The sequence below is a fragment of the Streptomyces sp. NPDC051211 genome, assembly GCF_040689505.1.
GTDB lineage: Bacteria > Actinomycetota > Actinomycetes > Streptomycetales > Streptomycetaceae > Streptomyces.
On sequence record NZ_JBFBAV010000072.1, the window covers coordinates 1 to 22,000 of the forward strand.

Sequence of the window (22,000 nt, forward strand, 5' to 3'; positions counted from 1 at the left end):
GCAGGGGGGACCCTGTGGGAGAGTAGGACGCCGCCGAACAATCATTGTGGGAAAGCCCCGCACCTTATGGTGCGGGGCTTTTCTGCGTTCAGGGCGGTTGAAGCCCCCGTCCGTAGACCGGGGGCCGTTGTGGTGGTGCCTTTACCAGTCGGCGGGGTAGCTCTTGAGGCTGCTGGTGTCCAGACTCCAGCGGCCGGCGCTGACGGTGTCCCCGAAAGCGTAGGGGACCTCCTTGCGGTACCGGATACCGTCGGGACCCTGTGAGGGATCGCTGTGTACCGTGACGGTCTGCTTGTCCTTGCGCGGGTCTACGACGACATACAGCGGAACTCCCATCTTCGGGTAATCATGCAGCTTGTCGCGGATGTCGGTGAGGGAATTGGTGCGGGAGACGACTTCCACAACCATCAGGATGTCGCGGGAGTTGACGACCTTCGCGGTGTCGTCAGTGTGCTCCTCCGCGATGACCATGAGGTCAGGGACCTTGGTCAGGCCTGTTTCGGGATCTCCCATGTTGGTGTCGTTGAGGGCGATGACCTCGGGTGCCTGGGCCTCGATCTGGCGGCGCAGCCGCACCACATTGAGCCCGTGGGGAGCCGTGGGATTCATCATCGTGAGGAAGATCTGACCGTCGGTGGTCTGCACCTTCCACTGGTCTTCCTGGTGTTCGGCCAGCTCCGCGAGCTGCTCCGCGAAATCGTGCAGTCGGCGCATCTGCTCGGGGGTGAGGTCGGCCATGATGTCCTCCTGGTTGCGACCTGGCCAGCGTATCCAGGCGGGCACAGTGAAGCCTCTAGGGTTCTCGCATGGGTTATGACCTTGTCATCTTCGACAATGACGGCGTGCTGGTGGACAGTGAGCCGCTCGCCAATGCCATTTTGGCCGGGTATCTGACCGAGTTGGGGCATCCCACCTCGTACGAGGACTCGTTGAGGGACTACATGGGTGCCGCCGTGCACCGGGTGCACGATCTCGTGCACGAGCGGACCGGGGAGCGGTTGCCCGGGGAGTTCGACGAGGTGCTGCATGCGCGGACCTTTGCCGCGTTCGAGCGGGAGTTGAAGCCCGTCGACGGGGTGCAGGACGTGCTCGCCGGGTTGGTGGCGGCGGGGGCGCCGTACTGCCTGGCGTCCTCCGGGAGTCATGAGCGGATCCGGGTCGGGCATCGGGCTGCCGGGCTGAGCCGGTGGTTCCGGGACGAGGTCATCTTCAGTGCGCAGGATGTGGGGAAGGGCAAGCCGGCGCCGGACCTGTTCCTGCACGCCGCCCGCGAGATGGGCGTCGCACCCGAGAAGTGCGTGGTGGTCGAGGACAGCCGGCTCGGGGTGCAGGCCGCCCTGGCCGCCGGGATGGACGTGTACGGGTTCACGGCGATGACCAGTGCCGCCACGCTGGCCGGGGCGACCGGGTACTTCGGGGAGATGAGCGAGCTCGGGGAACTTCTCGGTCTGATCTCTACCCACCGGTAGTTCACGGGCCTACGCTGTGCCGCCATGACCATGACCACCGCGGTGATGCGGCGTGGGCGCCAGGCGCTGGGGTTCAGTTTCTTCGTGCAAGGGGTCACCTTCGCGCTGCTGGTGACGCGGATCCCCGCCATCCAGGACCGGTACGGGATATCCGACGGACTGCTGCCCGTGTTCCTCGCCGCCGTGCCGATCCTCGCCGGGGTGGGGAGCGTCCTCACCGAGAAGGCCGTAGGGAAGGTTCCGCCCAGCGCGGTGCTGCGGTGGTCGCAGCCGCTCGTGCTGCTGGCCCTGCTCGGGGTGGGGGCCGGCAGCGGGATGTGGCAGGTGGCGCTGGCGCTGGCCGCGTTCGGGCTGGCCGTCGGCGCGCTCGACGCGTCCATGAACATGCTCGGCGTCAGCCTGCAGCGCGCCTACGGCCGCAGCATCATGCTGGGCTTCCACGCCGCGTACAGCCTCGGCGGGATTGTCGGGGCGTCCGCGGCCTGGGCCGGGGCGCACTGGGATCTGGACCTGGCCGTCTCCTACCTGCCGGCCGTGGCGGTGCTGCTGCCGTTGGCGCTGGCCGGGAGCCGGTTCTATGTGGATCACGGCGGAGGGAAACCCGCCGAGGCTGCGGGCGCCGCCGGCGGGGCGGTGAAGTTCGGGCTGCTGCTGCCGCTGTGCCTGGTGATGGCCTGCGCGTACATCGGGGACTCGACCGTCGCCAACTGGAGCGCCAAGTACCTCCAGGACGTGCTCGGCAGCTCCGAGCAGCTGGCGACCGTCCCCTACAACGTCTACATGGTGACCACCCTGATCGGGCGGGCCGTCGGGGACGTGGGGGTGCGGCGGTTCGGGGCCGTGGCCGTCGTACGGGGCGGGACGCTCCTCGCCGCAGGCGGGTTCGCGGTGGTGGCGGCGGCGCCCGGCGCCTGGGCGGGCATGCTCGGGTTCACCCTGCTCGGGTTCGGGCTGTGCGTGATCGTGCCGCAGACCTTCGCCGCGGCGGGCCGGTTGTTCCCCGGGGCCTCCGATGCCGCGGTCGCACGCCTGAACATCTTCAACTACGTGGGCTTCCTGGTCGGGTCACCGCTCGTCGGCGCACTCGGGGACGCCTGGAGCTACCGGGGCGCGATGCTCGTGCCCATGGTGCTGGTCCTGGTGACCCTGGTGTACGCCCGCTCGTTCGGCGCGGAGGGCGCCCGATACGGTGTCGGGCATGAGCGGCCGCGGGTTGTTGATGTGGGACGAGGCGGTAACGAAGTATGACTTCGGGCCCGGCCATCCGATGGATCCGGTGCGTCTGGCGCTGACCATGGGCCTGGTGCGCGCCTTCGGGCTGGACCGGGAGATGGACGTACGGGCCGGCCGGACCGCGGGGGAGTCGACCCTGCGGCTCGTCCACCGGGAGGACTACGTCGCCGCCGTGCGCGAGGTGTCCGCCGATCCGGGGGTGGCCGACGGGTCCTACGGGCTGGGCACGATCGACGATCCGGCCTTCCACGGGATGCACGAGGCGTCGGCGCTGATCGCCGGGCAGTCGGTGGCCGGCGCGGAGGCCGTCTGGCGCGGGGAGGCGGAGCACGCCGTGAACTTCGCCGGCGGGCTGCACCACGCCATGCCCGGCGGTGCAGCCGGGTTCTGCGTCTACAACGACGCGGCGATCGCGATCGCCCGCCTGCTGGAGCTGGGCGCCGAACGCGTCGCCTATGTGGACGTGGACGTGCACCACGGGGACGGGGTGCAGGCGGCCTTCTGGGACGACCCCCGGGTTCTGACCGTGTCGCTGCACGAGCATCCGCGGACGCTGTTCCCGCAGACCGGATGGCCGGAAGAGACGGGCGGGCCGGCCGCCGAAGGGTCCGCGGTGAACATCGCGCTGCCCGCCGGGACCGGGGACGAGGGCTGGCTGCGGGCCTTCCACGCGACCGTGCCCGAGTTGCTGGCCGACTTCCGGCCACAGGTGATCGTGTCCCAGCACGGGGCCGACACGCACTTCGAGGACCCCCTCGCCCATCTGGCCGTGTCGCTGGACGCGCAGCGGGCCGTGCAGGAGTCCTGCCACCGGCTGGCGCACGACCACGCCGACGGGCGGTGGCTGGCACTCGGCGGCGGCGGGTACGCCGTGGTCGACGTGGTGCCCCGGTCCTGGACCCACCTGGTGGGGATCGCCGCGCACCGCCCGGTCGATCCCGAGTCTGCCGTCCCGGCCTCCTGGCGCGACGAAGTGTATGCGCGGACCCGGCAGTTGGCCCCCGGCCGGATGACGGACGGGCGCACCGGGGAGTGGCGGGACTGGGATCTCGGCTACGACCCGGCCGACCGGACCGACCAGGCCGTACTGGCGACCCGGCGGGCGGTGTTCCCGCTGCGCGGCATGCTCATGTGAGGGGCCCGTCCGATGACGTGGTATTAGGCCAACTGTGGGGCGGTTCGCGCTAATTGGTGATCAGTCAGGCCGGGTGAGGCAGCATCGGAGGGTGTTGAGCACCGGCGCCCTGCGTGCGCACCTGCTGGCGGCCCGGCTGGCCGGGCCCGTGGCCACCTCCCGGGAGGAGAGCCTGCGCAGCTACCGGCTTTTCGCGGCACGCGATCCGCGGGTGCTGCTGGGGCTCGATCCGGAATGGGCCTGGGCAGAGCCCGACTTGTTACGCCTGATGGCCGACAAGTGCGGGGTGTCGGCGGACCCGGCGCACGTCAGCGGGCCGGACGTGATCGATCCGGAACGGACCCTGGCCGCGCTGGAGGCCTTCGCCGGCCGGCTGCGGCAGGCGGTCGCGGCGCGCGCCCCGGTCCTGTTCGGCACCGGACATCCGCACCGGCTCCTGGGTTTCTACGTCACTTTGGCCGAGGCGTTGTCGGCGGCGGGATGTGTTGTCCTCACCCCGGCGCAGGGTCGCAGTGTCGACATGGCGACCCGGTTCGGGGTACGCACGTACAGCCTGGATTACGTACGGGGAGTCGCCATGGTGCGGGAGCCCGGCGCGCGGGCGGCCGGGAGTGCGACCGGCGCACACTCCCACTCACCGCTGCCGGTTCGGATCGCGCTCGGTGCCCTCGCCGACGCCGGCGGGCCGCTGCCGGAACTCGTGGTGGGGGACCACGGATGGGTCTGCGGAGCAGGTCAGCTGGGCTTTGAGGCCATCGGGCTGGCCGATACGGACGATCCCGCCCTGTTCGTCGGGGAGGCCGAGGGAAGTGTGGCGGTGGCGGTTCCGCTTGATGACGCCGTCCGTGCGGACTACTACCGGCCCCTCACTCGCTATGTACTCAATCGGGCGAGTCTGTCGTGATAGCGGCGGGGTCCGGCCGGTGGCTGCAACACCTCTTCCCCACTCGCATCACCCGCCCCTAATCTGGGGAGTGAGCGTGCGACGACGTGGAGTAACCGGAGGGGAAGCCGGTGCCCCGTCATGCGCGGAAGGTCAAGGTGTGTCATGGCTGCTGGCGAGAGGCCTCTCAGTGAGGTTCAGTTCCTGACCGTGGCGGAGGTCGCCTCGGTGATGCGAGTGTCGAAGATGACCGTGTACCGCCTGGTGCACAACGGTCATCTGCCCGCAATCCGGGTGGGCCGGTCCTTCCGGGTCCCCGAGAACGCGGTCCATGAGTACCTCCGTGAGTCTTTTGTGGGGGTGGAGTCGGCCTGACGCAGACCCCGGTCGCCCTCGGATTACAAGCTGGACGCTCAGGCGGGTAGGCTAGGCCGACGTAGGTCGTGTGGGCCCAGACGCCCCGCACCGAGTGAAGAGAAGTGAGCGAGGGTAGTCGTGGGCTCTGTTATCAAGAAGCGGCGCAAGCGGATGGCTAAGAAGAAGCACCGCAAGCTGCTCAAGCGCACCCGCGTTCAGCGTCGTAACAAGAAGTAAACGGCAGCTGTACGTGTTTTCCTCAGCCCCTCCACCATCATGGTGGGGGGGCTGTGGTGCAGGACGAGGGAGGCGCTGGGCTCGTGGGGAAGGTCGTGCTCGTCACCGGGGCTGCCCGGCAGCTGGGGGCCCGCTTCGTGCGTCGCGTCCAGCGCGATCCTGAGGTCGAGCGGGTGATCGCGGTGGACTCCGTACCGCCGCCGCACCGCCTGGGATCGGCCCAGTTCGTCCGTACGGACATCAGACAGTCGGCGATCGCCCGGGTGCTGGCGGAACACGCCGTGGACACGGTGGTCCATCTGGCCGTCACCGGAGGCAGCTCGGGCATCGGCGGCGGCGCGCGCAGCACCGTCAAGGAAACCAACGTCATCGGGACGATGCAGCTGCTCGGGGCCTGCCAGAAGTCGCCCACGGTACGGCGGCTGGTGGTGAAGTCCAGCACCAGCGTGTACGGGGGCGCGGCCCGGGATCCGGCCGTGTTCACCGAGACCTCCCAGCCCAAGGCCCTGCCGGCGGGCGGTTTCGCGAAGGACGCCTCGGAGGTCGAGGGCTACGTACGGGGATTCGCGCGGCGGCGGCCCGATGTCGCGGTGTGCGTGCTGCGCTTCGCGAACATCCTGGGGCCGCTGGCCGATTCGCCGCTGGCCGAGTACTTCTCGATGCCGCTGATGCCCACCGTGCTGGGCTACGACCCGCGGCTGCAGTTCGTGCACGAGGACGACGTCCTGGACGTGCTGCGGCTGGCCGCGCAGGAGCCGAAGCCGGGGACGCTGAACAGCGGGACCTTCAACATCGCGGGCGACGGGGTGCTGCTGCTGTCGCAGTGTTCGCGGCGGCTGGGGCGGCCGACGGTTCCGCTGCTGCTGCCGGCCGTCACCTGGGTGGGCTCCGCACTGCGGGCGGTGGGCGTCACCGACTTCTCGCCGGAGCAGATCCGGCTGCTGACGCACGGTCGGGTGGTGGAAACCACGCAGATGCGTGAAGTGCTGGGCTTTGAACCCCTCTACACGACCGCTGAGGCCTTCGCGGACTTCGCGCGGAGCCGGGGCAGCGGGCTGCTGCCGCCGGAGCGCGTGGGCCGGGCAGTGGACCGGGTGGCGGGGCTGTTGAACGTGGAGGCTGCGGTGGAGTCTGAGGCTGAGGGAGCGAACCGATAGTGGCGGACGCCAAGGTCATTCCGTTCGACGAGGACCGGCCGCGCAGGCGCGCAGCAGCCCGGCGGGTGCGGGCGGTGCCCCCGCCCGAGCCGGAGGTGGTGGAGCCGGCGGCGCCGGAGCCGGTCCCGGCGGGCGGCGGATGGGACCGGCGGATCGCGGGCGGTCTGGCCTTCCTGCGCCGGCGGATCACCGGCGACTACGAGGTCGACGACTTCGGCTACGACAAGGAGCTCACCGACCAGGTCCTGATGTCGCTGATGCGGCCGCTGTACGACAAGTACTTCCGGGTCGAGGTCAAGGGCATCGAGAACATCCCGGCGGAGGGCGGCGCGCTGATCGTCGCGAACCACTCGGGGACGCTGCCGCTGGACGGCCTGATGCTGCAGGTGGCAGTGCACGACCACCATCCGGCGCAGCGTCATCTGCGGCTGCTGGCGGCGGATCTGGTGTTCATGCTGCCGGTGGTCAACGAGCTGGCCCGCAAGGCGGGGCACACCCTGGCGTGCGCGGAGGACGCGCAGCGGCTGCTGGAGGCCGGGGAAGTGGTCGGGGTGATGCCGGAGGGCTTCAAGGGGATAGGGAAGCCGTTCGGAGAGCGGTACAAGCTGCAGCGGTTCGGGCGGGGCGGCTTCGTGTCGACGGCGCTGCGGGCGGGGACGCCGATCGTGCCGTGCTCGATCGTCGGGGCGGAGGAGATCTACCCGATGATCGGCAACGCGAAGACGCTGGCGCGGCTGCTGGGGATTCCGTACTTCCCGATCACGCCGACGTTTCCGTGGCTGGGGCCGCTGGGGGCGGTGCCCTTGCCGACGAAGTGGACGATTCAGTTCGGGGAGCCGATCCCGACGGACGGGTATGCGCCGGAGGCGGCGGAGGATCCGATGCTGATGTTCAATCTGACGGATCAGGTGCGGGAGCAGATTCAGCACACCTTGTACAAGCTGCTGGTGCAGCGACGGTCCGTCTTTTTCTGACGCGCCGTTGCCGGGGGCAAGCCCCCGGACCCCCGCGCCTCAAACGCCGGCGGGGCTGGGGTGCCGCAAACGCCGGCGGGGCTGGGGTGCCCCGCCGGCGTTTGGCGGTCAGCCTGCGTCTTCCTGGCTGATGCCCAGGCCCGGGAGGAGACCCGGGAGCAGGGGCGGGAGGGTGATGTCCGGTTCCGGCGCCCGGGAAGGGGAGGCCGGGTTCGGGGTGGTGTTCAACGGGGGCGGGTTGAGCAGGCCCTCGGTGCCGGGGAGCAGGCCGGGCGCGGAGCCCTTCGACTGGTCGGCCGAGGGGGCCGCCGGTGCCGGGGTGCCGTTGCCGGGCTTGGCCGCGGGCGGGGTGGGCTGCGTACGGCCGCTGCTGCCGGGCTCGGGCGTCGAGGACGCGGTGCCACGGGTCTGCTCGGGCGGCTTGGGCAGCAGCCCCTGCAGCGGCTCGACGTCATCGTCTATGGCCTGGAAGACCGAGGAGACTTCCAGACCCACGTCGTTGAGCTGGGGCGGGAGCTTCTCGCGGAGCTTCCCCCAGGCGTCCCGGTGCGAACGGGAGAAGGAGGTCAGGGCCTGGATGGGGCCCAGTGATCCGTCCCGTTCATAGGCCGACTGGAGCAGTCGGTGGGCCTCGGAGGCGTCGTGTTTGACGCCGGCCAGGGCGCGCCGGATCTCGCTCAGCGATTCGTGGTCGAGGTTCCCGGTCTTGCCCCGGTCCATCAGCCGACGGGCTTCGGAGAGCCGGGTCGAGGCCTGGGTGAGGTAGAGCTCGCCCCGGTCGGAATCGTCGTCGGCCATGCCCAGCTTGAGGTCCTCCATGCCCCGCTTCACGGGGTAGAGGGAGTCACCCGGCAGGGCGTCGGAACTGGCAGCGGCCACTCCGCTGAAGGCCCCCGCCGCCACACCGACGGTGAGACCGCCCGCTGCGATGCCCTTGGACCAGCGGGAGCGGGGCCGCAATTTCCGGAGCGGGGTCGCCCGGTGGGCGCCGCGGCCGGTCCGCTGCTCGGGCACCTGAGGGTCCGAGGCGGCACCGCCCCCGGCCCTCTCCTCCATCACCATGGCCTCCATGGCGGCAACGAGCTGTGCTCGCTGCACCACTTTGACCTCGGGGTCCAGCTCCGGGCGCGGCATTCGTTCGCCGAGCACGCTCGCCAGGGCCAACAACCGGTCGTGCTCGGCAGGTTCGGCAGGTGCCTCGGACTGCTCGGCCGCCGGCTCGGAATCCGAAAGGTCGGACGGTGTCCGATCCTCCAGGGCCTGGGCGAAGGCGTTCGCCCGCCGGTGGGTGGAAACGTTCGCGATCACTGGCGGCACCTCCTCTCGTCATGACGATCGACTCCCCAGGGTGTCCGGATGGTTGCCTTCCTTGAGCACATCCACCCTTTCGAGTGAGTGGCTTCGGGCATGGCGTGTCCACAGGGAGCCTGCATTCCGCACAACGAGCGGCGCGGCACTTGGGTTACGGACGAAGGATGATCGGACCACAGCTGCATGAGGAACTCAGCGGGCGTCGTCCGGAAGGAGGCGGGCCAGGGTGCGGACCGCCCGGTACTGGAGCGTCTTGATGGCGCCTTCGTTCTTGCCCATCACCCGGGCCGTCTCGGCGACCGAGAGGCCCTGAAGGAAGCGCAGGGTCACGCATTCCTGCTGCTGGGGATTGAGCTTGCGGACGGCCTCCAGCAGGGCCGCGTTGGAGAGGGACTCCAGGACCGAGTCCTCGGGGCTGCGTTCGACCTCGTTGGCGTCCAGCATTTCGCCCGTGGTGACTTCGAGGCGGAACCGGCTGGATTTGAAGTGGTCGGCGACCAGGTTGCGCGCGATCGTGACCAGCCAGGCGCCGAAGTCGCGGCCCTGCCAGGTGAAGGTGGAGATGCGGCGCAGGGCCCGCAGGAAGGTCTCGCTGGTGAGGTCCTCCGCCGTCGCCTTGCCGCCGACGCGGTAGTAGATGTAGCGGTACACGGTGTCGCTGTACTGGTCGTACAGCCGGCCGAAGGCGTCGGCCTCACCCGCCTGGGCGCGTTCGACCAGGTCCATCATGCGGGCGCTGTCGCTGTCCGCGGTGGGCCGGCGGGCGGCCTGGGTGCCGGTACCGCCGCCGGAGCCGCTGCTCGCGGTGCCGGCGGTACGGCCGCGTCTGCCCACCGTCGCCCCGCCGTCGGTCAGGGCGTAGCAGGGACCGGCCGGGCCGAGGCCGGCCGGGACCGCGGTGGCGAGAACGGGGACGGCGTACGCGGTGGGGACGAAGCCGCGCAGGCGGTCGATGACCGTTGCGCGCAGCGTAGCCAGGCCCGAGGCGTCAACCCCGACAGGTGGGTACACGGGACTCCCAGAGGCAGAGCTTCCATCACGTGCAGTGCGGGACCGTTCACCCGTCGTGGCGACAGATGGGCGGTGGCATGCGTTTGAGGAGAATAACGCTTCGTACAGGCAGCGCTACACCCAGTTGCGAAAATCATCGCTTCCGACACTTCTGTTGCGTGTCGAGGGCATATTCAGTCGCAGGCGGTGATCGATTGCTGATCGATTTCGCGCGCGGAATGGCTGCTTCCAGGGCCTGTTGTGGCCGAGTCGGGCATGCCGGAGTGCCGCCCGGGAGGGGCGGGTAGGGCTGGGGGAATGGCCGCCGACCGGGGCCGTCCGCTACTTGCGGCGGCGGTGCAGGGCAATGGCGGCGGCCGCGCCGCCTGCCAGGGCGCCGACTCCGGCGGCAGCCGGGACGCCGACCTTCACGGCCTTGCGGCCGGTCCGGTAGTCGCGCAGCCGCCAGTCGTGGGCGCGGGCATGCTTGCGCAGTTTTGTGTCGGGATTGATCGCGTACGGGTGTCCGACCAGCGACAGCATCGGAATGTCGTTGTGCGAATCGCTGTACGCCGCGCAGCGCGCCAGGTCCAGGTCCTCGGCGGCGGCCAGCGCGCGCACCGCCTCCGCTTTGGCGGGGCCGTGCAGGGGTTCGCCGACCAGCCGGCCGGTGTAGACCCCGTCGACGGACTCGGCGACGGTGCCCAGGGCCCCGGTCAGGCCGAGCCGGCGGGCGATGATCGTGGCGGTCTCGACCGGGGCGGCGGTGACCAGCCAGACCTTCTGGCCGGCGTCCAGGTGCGCCTGGGCCAGCGCGCGGGTGCCCGGCCAGATCCGTTCCGCCATGTACTCGTCGTAGATCTCCTCGCCGATGGCCATGAGCTCGGAGACCCGGTGGCCCTTGACGATGGAGAGGGCGCTGTCGCGGGCGTCCTGCATGTGCTCGGGGTCCTCGACCCCGGCCAGCCGGAACCAGGCCTGCTGCCAGGCGAACCGGGCGAGCTCGCGGCGCTGGAAGAACTCCCGCTTGTACAGGCCGCGGCCGAAGTGGAAGATCGCGGCGCCCTGCATGACGGTGTTGTCGAGGTCGAAGAAGGCGGCGGCGAGGTCGTCCCCGGCGACCGGGAACTCCTCCGGCTCGGCTTCCGCCTCGGCGGTGGTTTCGCCGTCCGCTTCGAGGACCGTCTCCAGGTCCGCGTCACCGGCCTGTGCGGTCTTGCGGGCGGCCTCGGCCGAGGCCTCGCCTGCGAGGACGCTGCGCGCGGTCGCGGAGCGCCTACGGGGGGTGAGCCATCCCCATCGGGCGCGCGTCCCCAAGGGACTCCTACCGGGGTGGTGGTCGGGCGACGGGCGGGACATGACGCGAGCATAGCCACTGTGTTCGGTGCGGCCCGAACCGGCGGGAGACGGATGCGTTAACTCTTCACGCACGCTCCGCGGCGGATCCCGGGGTGTCGGGGCGCGGGAGAATGGGGGCATGAGTCCTTTGCTGCGTCGTAAGGAAAAGAGGAGTCCCGGCGAGCGGATGGTCACGCTCATCGGGAAGCCCGGGTGTCATCTCTGTGACGAAGCACAAGAGGTGGTCGAGAAAGTCTGCGCCGAGACCGGAGCGCAGTGGGAGAAGAAGGACATTTCACAGGACGAGGAGCTGTACCGGCTGCACTGGGAGCAGATTCCGGTGGTGCTGGTGGACGGCGAGCAGCACACCTTCTGGCGGGTGAACCCGGACCGGCTGCGACGGGCATTGGAGGGCTGATCCCCGACGACGGGCTCAGCCGGTTACCATCGTGGGCGATTTGTGGGGTCTCGGGGGCATAGCGATGAGGAGTGTGTGCGGTTTTGCCCCCTTCGGGATTTGAACGGGTTCGGCCCGCTCCCGGTTCCGCCCCCTCGCGCCCGGACCGCGTGACCCCGGTCACTTTGCTCGGACAAAGCGGACACAATCTTTGTGCACGCGTTCACAAAGACATAGCCTGCTTTCGACGGGGCGGTCCTGGGACAAGCGGCCGCCTGCAGCCCCGCTCATCCCGCAGGAGCATTGTGGCAACTGGCCGAACTCACCGACCGGCGACCCGTAGTCGCGGCATTCCCGAGGCAACTGTCGCCCGGCTTCCGCTGTACCTGCGCGCCCTCACCGCGCTCTCCGAGCGATCGGTCCCCACGGTGTCCTCGGAGGAGCTCGCGGCTGCGGCCGGGGTCAACTCCGCGAAGCTGCGCAAAGACTTCTCGTACCTGGGTTCCTACGGGACCCGCGGTGTCGGCTACGACGTCGAGTACCTCGTCTACCAGATCTCCCGCGAACTGGGCCTCACCCAGGACTGGCCGGTCGTCATCGTCGGCATCGGAAACCTCGGCGCCGCCCTCGCCAACTACGGCGGCTTCGCCTCCCGCGGCTTCCGCGTCGCCGCGCTCATCGACGCGGACCCGGCCATGGCCGGGAAGCCGGTGGCCGGCATGCCCGTGCAGCACACCGACGACCTCGAGAAGATCATCGAGGAGAACGGCGTCTCGATCGGCGTCATCGCGACCCCGGCGGGTGCCGCGCAGCAGGTCAGCGAGCGGCTGATCGCCGCCGGCGTGACCTCCATCCTGAACTTCGCGCCCACCGTGCTGTCCGTGCCGGACGGGGTGGACGTACGCAAGGTCGACCTCTCCATCGAGCTGCAGATCCTCGCGTTCCACGAGCAGCGCAAGGCCGGGGAGGAGGCGGCGTCTGCTTCTGCCTCCGCTTCTGCTTCTGCTCCTGCTTCTGCCTCTGCCTCCGGCGAGTCCGCCGCCGCGCTGGGCGCTCCCGGCGCGGGCGCGCCGGTCCAGTCGACCGCGCGTACCGCTGCCACTCCCCGCAAGGGCGGTCCGGAGGGTGACGTGCCGGCGGTGATGCCGGCATGAGCCTCCTCGTTGTGGGCCTGAGTCACCGCAGTGCGCCCGTGAGCGTGCTGGAGCGGGCCTCGCTGACCGCGGACGCCAAGGTGAAGCTGCTGCACGACACGCTGGCGGCGGAGCCGGCGTCCGAGGCGGCGGTGCTGGCCACCTGCAACCGGATCGAGCTGTACGCGGACGTGGACAAGTTCCACGCCGGTGTCGCCGAGCTGTCGACGCTGCTCGCGCAGCACAGCGGGGTGGCGCTGGAGGAGCTCACCCCCTACCTGTACGTGCACTACGAGGACCGGGCGGTGCACCACCTCTTCTCGGTGGCGTGCGGGCTGGACTCGATGGTGGTGGGCGAGGGGCAGATCCTCGGCCAGATCAAGGACGCGCTGGCGCTGGCGCAGGAGCTGCACACCGCCGGCCGGCTGATCAACGATCTGTTCCAGCAGGCCCTGCGGGTCGGCAAGCGCGCGCACAGCGAGACCGGCATCGACCGGGCCGGACAGTCCCTGGTGACCTTCGGCCTGGAGCAGCTGGCGGTCCGGGAGCCGGTGGACGCGTGGGCCGCGGGGAAGCGGGCGCTGGTCATCGGCGCCGGGTCGATGTCCTCGCTGGCGGCGGCGACGCTGGCGCGGGTCGGGGTGGCCGAGGTGGTCGTGGCCAACCGAACGGCGGAGCGGGCTGAGCGGCTGGTCGAGATTCTGGGTGCCGGGGGTGCTGTCGCGCGGGCGATCGGCATGGCCCAGGTCGCGGAGGAGCTCGGGCGGGTCGACGTTGTGGTGTCGTGCACCGGGGCGACCGGGCTGGTGCTGACCGGGGACGAGGTGGCCGCGGCGGTGTCGGGCCCTGCGGGGCTTTCCCCCACCCCGCCCCTTCCCGAAACTGGGACTCCGCCCCAGACCCTCTGGGGCTCTGCCCCGGACGCCGCGCCGCAAACGCCGGCGGGGCTGGAGGGGCTGGCGGGTGCCGAGCTCGTGGCCAAGTTGGCCGAGGCTGCGCAGACGCACGGGCGGATCGCCGACGGTGGGGCCGCGCGGACCATCAGTGCCGCCGAGCGGGACGCCTGTCCCGTCGGACTGGACACCCCCGCCGCCGAGGGGCGCTCCGCGCTGACCGGCGTGGACGCCAACTCCCTCGAACTGCACGGGACATGGGCCGACCAGGGTGAGGCTCCGGCGATCCGGCAGCCCAAGCGCGCGGGCCGGACGCCGGTCGACGGGACGCCCGTACGGCTGGCCCTGCTCGACCTGGCCATGCCGCGGGACATCGACGCGGCGGCGCACCGGATCCCCGGGGTGCGGCTGGTCGACATCGAAAGCCTGGCGGAGGCGAGCGCGGACGCGCCGATGGCCGCCGATGTGGACGCCGTGCGCGGAATAGTGGCGGATGAGGTGGCGGCTTTCGGCGCCGCGCAGCGCGCCGCGCACATCACGCCCACAGTGGTTGCCCTGCGGGCGATGGCCGCCGAGGTCGTCGCCGGCGAGGTGACGCGGCTCAACGGCCGGCTGCCCGATCTCGACGACCGGCAGCGGGCCGAAGTGACCCAGACCGTACGGCGGGTTGTCGACAAGCTGCTGCACGCACCGACCGTGCGCGTGAAACAGCTCGCCAGCGAACCCGGCGGCGCAGGCTACGCCGATGCGCTGCGCGAACTCTTCGACCTCGACCCGCAGACGGTGGCGTCCGTCAGCCGGGCGGACCAGAACGACGACTCAGGACGGGCATCATGAACACACGTCTGGACCAGCCCCTCCGGCTCGGCACGCGGCGCAGCAAGCTGGCCATGTCCCAGTCCGGGCATGTCGCCGAGGCGGTCCGCAAGATCACGGGCCGTCCCGTCGAGCTGGTGGAGATCACCACGTACGGCGACGTCTCGCGCGAGCAGCTGTCCCAGATCGGCGGGACCGGGGTGTTCGTCACCGCACTGCGCGACGCCCTGCTGCGCGGCGAGGTCGACTTCGCCGTGCACTCGCTGAAGGACCTGCCGACCGCGCAGCCGGCCGAGCTCGTCATCGCCGCGATGCCGCGACGCGAGGACGCCCGGGACGCGCTGGTGGCCCGGGACGGGCTGCGGTTCGAGGAGCTGCCCGACGGGGCCCGGGTGGGTACCGGTTCGCCGCGCCGCATGGCGCAGCTGAACGCGTACGCCCGCAGCCTGGGCAAGACCATCGAAACCGTGCCGATCCGCGGCAATGTCGACACCCGCATCGGTTTCGTGCACGACGGCGAGCTGGATGCCGTCGTCCTCGCCGCCGCCGGTCTGAACCGGATCGGGCGCGCGGACGAGGCGACCGACCTCCTGTCCGTCGACCATGTTCTGCCCGCCCCCGGCCAGGGGGCACTGGCGGTCGAATGCCCCGCGTCCGACGCGGAGCTGATCGCCGCGCTCGGCGAGCTCGACGACCCGTACACCCGGGCCGCCGTGACCGCCGAGCGGTCCCTGCTCGCCGCCCTGGAGGCCGGCTGCAGCGCACCCGTGGGCGCGTTCGCCGACCTGCTGGCCGACGGGCAGATTGTCAACGAAATGCGCCTGCGCGGCGTCGTCGGAACCCTCGACGGCTCGACGCTGGTGCAGCTGTCCACCACCGGTCCCGTGCCCCAGTCGTACGACGAGGCCATGGCGCTCGGCCGCGAACTCGCGGACGAGATGCTGGCCAAGGGCGCGGCCGGTCTGATGGGGGAGCGATCCCTTTGAACCCCTCAAGTCTCAACCCCTCCGCGTTTTCGGCCGTCGCCGCCCACGGACACGTCACCTTCCTCGGTGCCGGCCCCGGCGACCCGGGTCTGCTGACGCTGCGCGCAGTCGAGGCCTTGTCGGCCGCGGACGTGCTGATCGCGGAGCCCGATGTGCTCGACGTCGTACGGACGCATGCGCGCACGGGCGTGGACACGCCGCAGCTGACGGTTGTTGACGAAGTGTCAGCAGCCGCTGGGGTGCCGGTGATCCGGGACGCCGCCAATCTTGTCATGGAGGCTGCGCGCTCCGGCAGGCGGGTCGTCCGTGCGGTCACGGGCGACCCGGGGCTGGACGGCAATGCCGCCGAGGAAATGCTGGCCTGCGCGGCCGAGGGCATCCCCTTCGAGGTGGTGCCGGGTGTCGCGACGGCGGTGGGTGTCCCGGCCTACGCCGGTGTGCCGCTGCGCGACAAGTCGGGCACCGACGTGCGTTTCCTGGACGCGAAGACGGCCACGGCCCGCTGCTGGAGCGAGGTCGGGGCCAGCGCCGGCACCCTGGTGGTGTCCGCGACCCTGGAGACGGTGTCGGCGGCGGCCGCCGAGCTGGTGGCGGCCGGGCGGAAGCCCGACACCCCGCTGACGGTGACGGTGGCGGGCACCACGACCCGGCAGCGGACCTGGACCGCCACGCTCGGGACCATCGCCCAGGTGTTCAAGCAGGGCAAGATCCTGCCCTCGCCGGAGGGCGGGCGTCCGGTGATAGCCGTGGTCGGTGAGCACCACCCGGCGGCCCGGCGCGAGGACCTGTCCTGGTTCGAGTCGAAGCCGCTGTTCGGGTGGCGGGTGCTGGTTCCGCGTACGAAGGAACAGGCCGCTTCGCTCTCCGACCAGCTGCGTTCCTACGGCGCGGTGCCGCACGAGGTGCCGACCATCGCCGTGGAGCCGCCGCGTACTCCGCAGCAGATGGAGCGCGCGGTGAAGGGCCTGGTGACGGGCCGGTACGAGTGGATCGCCTTCACTTCCGTCAATGCGGTCAAGGCGGTCCGGGAGAAGTTCGAGGAGTACGGGCTGGACGCCCGGGCCTTCGCGGGCATCAAGGTCGCCGCGGTGGGCGAGCAGACGGCGGCCGCGCTGGTCGAGTTCGGTGTGAAGCCGGACCTGGTGCCGAGCGGCGAGCAGTCGGCGGCCGGGCTGCTGGAGGACTGGCCGCCGTACGACCCGGTCTTCGACCCGATCGACCGCGTCTTCCTGCCGCGGGCCGACATCGCGACGGAGACGCTGGTCGCCGGGCTGATAGAGCTCGGGTGGGAGGTGGACGACGTCACGGCCTACCGGACCGTGCGGGCGTCGCCGCCGCCGGCGGACACGCGCGAGGCGATCAAGGGCGGCGGTTTCGACGCGGTGCTGTTCACCTCCTCGTCGACGGTGCGGAACCTGGTCGGTATCGCGGGCAAGCCGCACAACGTGACGGTGATCGCGTGCATCGGCCCGGCGACGGCGAAGACGGCCGAGGAGCACGGGCTGCGGGTCGACGTCCTGTCGCCGGAGCCGAGCGTGTCGAAGCTGGCGGAGGCGCTGGCGGAGTACGGCGCGGCGCGCCGTGAGGCGGCGAAGGAGGCCGGGGAGCCGGTGTCCCGGCCGAGCGAGCGCCGTCCTGGCGCGCGGCGCCGCCGCACGACCTGACGGTCTGCCCGGCCCGGTGTGGGCAATCGTTCCGCAGGGCGGGACGGGTGGGCACACCGGGACGCGCCACCCGCAGGGACCGCGCAGCGTATACGGCCACCGCCGCCAGGCGGTGGCCGTTGCCGTACCCGGGCCGTTGCCGTACCCGGGCCGTTGCCGTACCCGGGCCGTTGCCGTACCCGGGCCGTTGCCGTACCCGGGCCGTTGCGTACCCGGGCCGGGCCGGTACCGGAGCAGGGCCGGGGGTGCGGGGACACGCTGCGCGGGACGGCGCGGGCCGTCGTGCCGTGTGCCCACCCGTGCCGCCCTGCGGCACGATTGCCCACACGGCCGTGGCGGCCGGCGCGGTCACGCTGCGCGGGACGGGGCGGGCCATTGTGCCGTGTGCCCACCGGTTCCGGCCTGCGGAACGATTGCCCACACGGCCGTGGCGACCGGCGCGGGCTCGGAGGGGTCATACCCTTGGGGGACTGGTTCCCGGAGTTCGAAGAGGCGACGAAGATGAGCGCGTACGGTTCCTTCCCCGGCTCGCGGCCGCGGCGGCTGCGGACCACCCCGGCGATGCGGCGGATGGTCGCCGAGACCCGGCTGCACCCCTCGGACCTGATCCTCCCGGCGTTCGTGCGGGAGGGGATCAGCGAGCCCCTCGCCATCTCGGCGATGCCCGGCGTGGTGCAGCACACCCGGGACACGCTGCGGAAGGCCGCCGTGGAGGCGGTCGAGGCGGGCGTGGCGGGGATCATGCTGTTCGGGGTGCCGGCGGACGAGAACAAGGACGCGCTGGGCACGGCGGGCACCGAGCCGGACGGGATCCTGCAGGTCGCGATCCGCGACGTGCGGGCCGAGGTCGGCGACGATCTGGTGATCATGTCGGACCTGTGTCTGGACGAGTACACCGACCACGGCCACTGCGGTGTCCTGGACGCGGACGGCCGGGTGGACAACGACGCGACGCTGGAGCGGTACGCGGAGATGGCCCAGGTGCAGGCCGACGCCGGTGTGCACGTGGTCGGACCGAGCGGGATGATGGACGGTCAGGTCGGGGTCATCCGGGACGCCCTGGACGAGACCGGCCACGAGGACGTGGCCATCCTGGCCTACACGGCCAAGTACTCCTCCGCCTTCTACGGTCCGTTCCGGGAGGCCGTCGCCTCCTCCCTGCAGGGCGACCGGAAGACCTACCAGCAGGACCCGGCGAACGCCCGCGAGTCGCTGCGGGAGCTGGCGCTGGACCTGGAGGAGGGCGCCGACATGGTGATGGTCAAGCCGGCCGGCCCCTACCTGGACATCCTGTACCGGGTGGCGCAGGCGGTGGACGTGCCGGTGGCGGCGTACCAGATCAGCGGCGAGTACGCGATGATCGAGGCGGCCGCGGAGAAGGGCTGGATCGAGCGGGACCGGGCCATCCTGGAGACCCTGACCGGCATCAAGCGGGCGGGCGCGGACACGATCCTGACGTACTGGGCGACCGAGGTCGCCGGCTGGCTGCGCCGCGAGCGCTGACCCCCGTACAGCACCCGCGGCAGCTCAGGTCCGGCCGGGTGGCGCGGAGTTGCGCCGTCCGGCCGGCAGCGGAAGGGGCGGGCCCGCGGGCCGCCTCCCCTGCGTCCTCATGCGGCCGAGTGTGGCGCACCCAGACCTCGTACTGAAGTGTTTTTCTAGAAAATCCCTCTATTTTGTTTGTGCCCTAGGCTCACCCCCATGGTGAAGCAGCAGCGTGGCGAGGCCACCGTCGAACAGCTCCTGACCTCGGCCCTGCGCGTCTATGCGGAGGGCGGCCAGCAGGGCTTCACCGTGCAGGCCGTCACCAAGGCCAGCGGGGTCAGTCTCGGCAGCCTCTACCACCACTTCGGCAGCTTCGACGGCCTGGCCGCCGCGCTCTACATCCGCTGCATGGGACGGCTCTTCGACGAGCTGACCGCCGCGCTGCAGCGCGCCCGCACCGCCCGGACCGGAGTCCGGGCGCTCGTCCAGGCCTACCTCCGGTTCACCCGGGACCAGCGGGACGCCGCCCTCTTCCTGCACGCCTCCGCCTACTCCGGCTACCTGGCCGGGCACGCCGAGGAGATCCAGGCCGCCAAGCTGGTCCAGGTCGCGCCCCTGATGGAGTGGCTGGGGGCCCGGATGGCGAAGGGCGAGATCGCGGCGGTGCCGGTGCCGCTGGTGGAGATCATGGTGATGGGGCCGATCGCGGAGACCGCGCGCCGCTGGCTGTCCCGTACGTACTGCATGGACCTGGACGAGGCGGAGCGCTACCTCCCCGACACCATCTGGCGCTCGCTCAGCCCCGACCCGGAGATCTAGGGCCGGGCAGCGGGCCGCGCCGCCCAGTCGCGTTCGATGCTGCGCATCAGCGCCGGGTACACGATCAGGGTCCGGAAGGGCTTGATCGCGGCCATGTAGGCGGCGCCGAGCCGTCCGTTCGGCTTCACCAGGACCGCCATCTGGCCGCGGTGGCCGCCGGATCCGTCCGGGACCCAGCTGAGGTGCATGACGGTGTGGACGGTCCGGTTGGCCATCTCCGCCGCCCACTCGTCCGCGAGCAGGTACACGGAGGTGAAGGGGACGTCCTTGAAGTCCGGGCCCCGCGCTGCCTCGCGCAGATCGCTCGGCAGCCGGTCCCGGAGCCGGTCCACCCGGGAGCCGAACCCGGCGGCTTTGCCGTCCCAGCCGAGCAGTGCTCCGATCTTCCATCGGGCCGCCCAGAGGAAGCGGACCGCGATCGGGGCGTTCTGCGGAAAGCCGTCGTCGGCGTCCGAGACCATGGTCGACACCAGCTCGGGGAAGTCGTCGGGGCCGCCCGGCGTCGGCAGCGCCCACACGTCCTCCAGCAGGAAGCCGCGGGTGACCTCGTGGATGCGCCAGGGGCGCGCAGTGTGGGCGGTGTTCGGCAACTTCATTCGTTGACCTCCGTGGCCGGGTCGTGCGCGGGCAGGGCGGCGGGCGGCAGGCCGAGCAGGCCGCGGACGGCCCGGTCGGCGAGTTCGACGTCGTAGGGGGCGTGTCCGGCGAGCTCGATGCCGACCGCCTCGACGATGCCGAGATAGGCCGATGCCATGTGGGCGGGCGGCGGCCCGGGCGGGATCGCGCCGCTGTCGCGTCCGGCGGCGATCAGGGCGGCGCAGTCGGCTGCGAGCCGTTCGACGATGTCGGTGATCGCCCGGCCGACCGGATGGTCCTGGCCGGCGAACTCCACCCTCAGGGTCAGCATCACCTGGGCCACGTCGCGGCGGCAGTAGACGGCATGGCCCCGGGCCAGCGCCAGCAGCGCGTCGACGGGGTCGGATTCCGCGGCGACGAGACGGCCCACCTCGGCATCCCAGGTCTCCTCGACCCACTGCACCACCGCCAGCGCCAGCTCTTCCTTGTTGGCGAACAGGTGGTAGAGGGCGCCCCGTGTGTAGCCGGCCTCGCCGGCCACGCGCTCCAGCACCAGATTGGCGTACCCGTACGTGGACAGCCCCCGCGCCGCGGCTTCCAGGAGGGCGTTCCTGGTCTGGGCCCGCCGGTCCGCCTGTGACCGACGGGCACCCTTCGGGGCCCCCGCGGTCACCATGCCAGCTCACATACATACATGCATGTAGGTTATCAGGGGGAGTTGATCGCGGGGAAGAGGGCGCCGAAGGACGTTTCCTTGATCGCTCCGCTTGGTTCGACCTTCGCCGGCGGCGGCCGGGAAAACGATTACCCGCCGGGCGATGCGGGGCAGTTGACTGGTTGCATGACGACCGGTGGCGGATGGCAGGGGTTGGCGCTGGAGATGTTCCGGCGGGTGCACGGGGAGCTCGGGCGGGTGGTGGCGGAGGCCGGGGAGGAGGGCCTCGAACGGCAGGCCGCGGCGGGCGGGAACTCGGTGGGCTGGCTGGTCTGGCACATCGTGCGCGGCCAGGACCGCAACCTGTCCGAGGTGGCCGGGACGGAGCAGCTGTGGCTGTCCGGCTGGGCGGAGCGCTTCGGCCGGCCCGCCGACCCGTCCGACACGGGGTACGGGCACACCCGGGCGGAGGCCGACGCCTTTGCCGGATCGGGCGAGCTGCTCGCCGGCTACGCCGACGCCGTGCACGCCATGATCGAGCGCTGGCTGGCGGGCGCCCCCGACGGGGATCTCGCCCGGATCGCGGCGAGCCCGACGCTCGGCACCGCGCACACCGTCCGGGAGCGGCTGGCCGGCCAGCTCCAGGACTCCTTCGCCCATCTCGGGCAGATCAACTGAGCGGCCCGCCCGCGCGTCTTCCGGGACAGGTGTGTCGTCCGAGGGGGAAGCGTGACCGAGCAGAAGCAGAAGCAGAAGCAGATGCAGGAGCAGGAGCAGGAGCAGGAACAGGAACAGGAGCAGGTTCGGGAGCGGGAGTCCGTCAGCGGGAACGGGTGGCCGGTCGTGCCGCTGGCGATCGCCTCGCTGATGTTGCGGCTGCTGCCCGACCGGGCCTGGGTGGACGTGACGGCCGCGGTGATCGGCGGAGCGGGGGCGCTGGCCGCGCTGTACGGGATGGTCGAGAGCGTCAAGGCGGCCCGGCGGGAGCCGAGGCTGCGTTGGTCCGCGGCCGGGGTCGTCGTGCTGCTGCTCCTGGCGATCGGCAACTGGGCCCGGGCCCAGTTCTGATTGCCCCGGGCGCCCGGTCGCATTCGGGGGCGTCCAGGAGCACTCTGGAGGGAGAGGGTGACCCCAGGAGGTGATCCATCATGCCTACGCTCGCAGGCTGGCATGTGGAGATGGAATTCTCCGAGGAGGGCCACCGCACCAGCGCGGCGACCCTGCTCAGGCTTCCGGATGGCACAGAAATGAGAGCGCGTGGCTATGCCATGCGCCACCCGTCCGACCCGGAACAGCTACGGGTCGGTGAGGAGATCTCGGGTGCCCGTGCGCTCATGGATCTCGCGTCCCAGCTGCTCCAGAAGGCGCACGGCGAGATCGACGAGGCGACGGGCAGGCACTCCTACCCGCTGACCCACTGAGCCGGGTGCGTCCAGGTCGAAGGGGAAAGAGTGAGGGCGGCGGCGCCGTGCGGGACTTCGAAGTCCCGCAC

General features: G+C 71.2%; 24 protein-coding genes. 18 read left to right on the forward strand and 6 right to left on the reverse strand.

Going from position 1 to position 22,000, the window contains the following annotated elements; translation table 11 throughout:
* Positions 1-141 precede the first annotated feature (141 nt).
* Complete coding sequence (locus tag AB0447_RS35020) at positions 142-738, reverse strand: Uma2 family endonuclease (protein WP_366480995.1); 597 nt, start codon at positions 736-738, stop codon at positions 142-144.
* 68 nt (positions 739-806) lie between these two features.
* Between AB0447_RS35020 and AB0447_RS35025 the strand changes: the two genes are divergently transcribed.
* From AB0447_RS35025 to AB0447_RS35060, 8 genes are all read left to right on the forward strand, one after another.
* Positions 807-1,469: an HAD family hydrolase gene (locus tag AB0447_RS35025; RefSeq protein WP_366480996.1), complete on the forward strand. Its 663-nt coding sequence runs from the start codon at positions 807-809 to the stop codon at positions 1,467-1,469.
* Positions 1,470-1,499: 30 nt separating this feature from the next.
* Complete coding sequence (locus tag AB0447_RS35030) at positions 1,500-2,717, forward strand: MFS transporter (protein WP_366481015.1); 1,218 nt, start codon at positions 1,500-1,502, stop codon at positions 2,715-2,717.
* Positions 2,668-3,837 carry an acetoin utilization protein AcuC gene (locus tag AB0447_RS35035; protein WP_366480997.1) on the forward strand — a complete coding sequence of 390 codons (1,170 nt, stop codon included), beginning with the start codon at positions 2,668-2,670 and terminating at the stop codon, positions 3,835-3,837. Before AB0447_RS35030 ends, AB0447_RS35035 begins: the two co-directional genes overlap by 50 nt.
* A gap of 91 nt (positions 3,838-3,928) precedes the next feature.
* A complete protein-coding gene (locus AB0447_RS35040; protein WP_366480999.1) occupies positions 3,929-4,741 on the forward strand; it encodes a phosphatase in 813 nt (270 codons plus the stop codon).
* Between the two features lie 144 nt (positions 4,742-4,885).
* Positions 4,886-5,095: a helix-turn-helix domain-containing protein gene (locus AB0447_RS35045; RefSeq protein WP_162688852.1), complete on the forward strand. Its 210-nt coding sequence runs from the start codon at positions 4,886-4,888 to the stop codon at positions 5,093-5,095.
* A 120-nt stretch (positions 5,096-5,215) separates the two neighbouring features.
* Positions 5,216-5,314: an AURKAIP1/COX24 domain-containing protein gene (locus AB0447_RS35050; protein WP_003948845.1), complete on the forward strand. Its 99-nt coding sequence runs from the start codon at positions 5,216-5,218 to the stop codon at positions 5,312-5,314.
* A 56-nt stretch (positions 5,315-5,370) separates the two neighbouring features.
* Positions 5,371-6,471 (forward strand): NAD-dependent epimerase/dehydratase family protein, encoded by a 1,101-nt coding sequence (locus tag AB0447_RS35055; protein WP_366481016.1) that lies wholly within the window; start codon positions 5,371-5,373, stop codon positions 6,469-6,471.
* Positions 6,471-7,445 carry a lysophospholipid acyltransferase family protein gene (locus AB0447_RS35060; protein ID WP_366481000.1) on the forward strand — a complete coding sequence of 325 codons (975 nt, stop codon included), beginning with the start codon at positions 6,471-6,473 and terminating at the stop codon, positions 7,443-7,445. Before AB0447_RS35055 ends, AB0447_RS35060 begins: the two co-directional genes overlap by 1 nt.
* 108 nt (positions 7,446-7,553) lie before the next feature.
* Here AB0447_RS35060 and AB0447_RS35065 read toward each other — a convergent pair whose 3' ends face one another.
* The 3 genes from AB0447_RS35065 to AB0447_RS35075 form a co-directional block, all read right to left on the reverse strand.
* Positions 7,554-8,753 (reverse strand): DUF5667 domain-containing protein, encoded by a 1,200-nt coding sequence (locus AB0447_RS35065; RefSeq protein ID WP_366481001.1) that lies wholly within the window; start codon positions 8,751-8,753, stop codon positions 7,554-7,556.
* Positions 8,754-8,948: 195 nt separating this feature from the next.
* A complete protein-coding gene (locus tag AB0447_RS35070; protein WP_366481002.1) occupies positions 8,949-9,767 on the reverse strand; it encodes an ECF subfamily RNA polymerase sigma factor, BldN family in 819 nt (272 codons plus the stop codon).
* 321 nt (positions 9,768-10,088) lie between these two features.
* Positions 10,089-11,105, reverse strand: a complete 1,017-nt coding sequence (locus AB0447_RS35075) for an HAD-IB family hydrolase (RefSeq protein WP_366481003.1) — start codon at positions 11,103-11,105, stop codon at positions 10,089-10,091.
* Positions 11,106-11,223: 118 nt separating this feature from the next.
* Here AB0447_RS35075 and AB0447_RS35080 point away from each other — a divergent pair, with 118 nt between their 5' ends.
* The 7 genes from AB0447_RS35080 to AB0447_RS35110 all read left to right on the forward strand — a co-directional run bounded on the left by AB0447_RS35080 (position 11,224) and on the right by AB0447_RS35110 (position 19,277).
* Positions 11,224-11,502, forward strand: coding sequence for a glutaredoxin family protein (locus AB0447_RS35080; protein ID WP_366481004.1), 279 nt, complete (start codon positions 11,224-11,226; stop codon positions 11,500-11,502).
* A 284-nt stretch (positions 11,503-11,786) separates the two neighbouring features.
* Positions 11,787-12,635, forward strand: a complete 849-nt coding sequence (locus tag AB0447_RS35085; protein ID WP_366481005.1) for a redox-sensing transcriptional repressor Rex — start codon at positions 11,787-11,789, stop codon at positions 12,633-12,635.
* Positions 12,632-14,344 (forward strand): glutamyl-tRNA reductase, encoded by a 1,713-nt coding sequence (locus AB0447_RS35090; protein WP_366481006.1) that lies wholly within the window; start codon positions 12,632-12,634, stop codon positions 14,342-14,344. The genes AB0447_RS35085 and AB0447_RS35090 overlap by 4 nt, the downstream gene beginning before the upstream one ends.
* Positions 14,341-15,309 (forward strand): hydroxymethylbilane synthase, encoded by a 969-nt coding sequence (gene hemC / locus AB0447_RS35095; RefSeq protein ID WP_366481007.1) that lies wholly within the window; start codon positions 14,341-14,343, stop codon positions 15,307-15,309. The genes AB0447_RS35090 and hemC overlap by 4 nt, the downstream gene beginning before the upstream one ends.
* Positions 15,306-16,973, forward strand: coding sequence for a bifunctional uroporphyrinogen-III C-methyltransferase/uroporphyrinogen-III synthase (locus AB0447_RS35100; RefSeq protein ID WP_366481008.1), 1,668 nt, complete (start codon positions 15,306-15,308; stop codon positions 16,971-16,973). Before hemC ends, AB0447_RS35100 begins: the two co-directional genes overlap by 4 nt.
* Before the next feature lie 501 nt (positions 16,974-17,474).
* Complete coding sequence (hemB, locus tag AB0447_RS35105; protein ID WP_366481017.1) at positions 17,475-18,476, forward strand: porphobilinogen synthase; 1,002 nt, start codon at positions 17,475-17,477, stop codon at positions 18,474-18,476.
* 198 nt (positions 18,477-18,674) lie between these two features.
* On the forward strand, positions 18,675-19,277 hold the full coding sequence (locus AB0447_RS35110; RefSeq protein ID WP_366481009.1) for a TetR/AcrR family transcriptional regulator: 603 nt from the start codon (positions 18,675-18,677) through the stop codon (positions 19,275-19,277).
* Here AB0447_RS35110 and AB0447_RS35115 read toward each other — a convergent pair.
* Together AB0447_RS35115 and AB0447_RS35120 are read right to left on the reverse strand one after the other, a co-directional pair.
* The gene (locus AB0447_RS35115; protein ID WP_366481010.1) at positions 19,274-19,873 is read right to left on the reverse strand and encodes a DUF2867 domain-containing protein; all 600 of its coding nucleotides are present in this window, start codon (positions 19,871-19,873) and stop codon (positions 19,274-19,276) included. The genes AB0447_RS35110 and AB0447_RS35115 overlap by 4 nt on opposite strands.
* A complete protein-coding gene (locus AB0447_RS35120; RefSeq protein WP_366481011.1) occupies positions 19,870-20,529 on the reverse strand; it encodes a TetR/AcrR family transcriptional regulator in 660 nt (219 codons plus the stop codon). Before AB0447_RS35120 ends, AB0447_RS35115 begins: the two co-directional genes overlap by 4 nt.
* A gap of 165 nt (positions 20,530-20,694) precedes the next feature.
* Between AB0447_RS35120 and AB0447_RS35125 the strand changes: the two genes are divergently transcribed.
* From AB0447_RS35125 to AB0447_RS35135, 3 genes are all read left to right on the forward strand, one after another.
* On the forward strand, positions 20,695-21,186 hold the full coding sequence (locus AB0447_RS35125; protein ID WP_366481012.1) for a DinB family protein: 492 nt from the start codon (positions 20,695-20,697) through the stop codon (positions 21,184-21,186).
* 51 nt (positions 21,187-21,237) lie between these two features.
* Entirely contained in the window at positions 21,238-21,576 is a 339-nt protein-coding gene (locus AB0447_RS35130) for a hypothetical protein (protein ID WP_366481013.1), read from the forward strand.
* A gap of 80 nt (positions 21,577-21,656) precedes the next feature.
* Entirely contained in the window at positions 21,657-21,929 is a 273-nt protein-coding gene (locus tag AB0447_RS35135) for a DUF1876 domain-containing protein (RefSeq protein ID WP_366481014.1), read from the forward strand.
* Positions 21,930-22,000 lie beyond the last annotated feature (71 nt).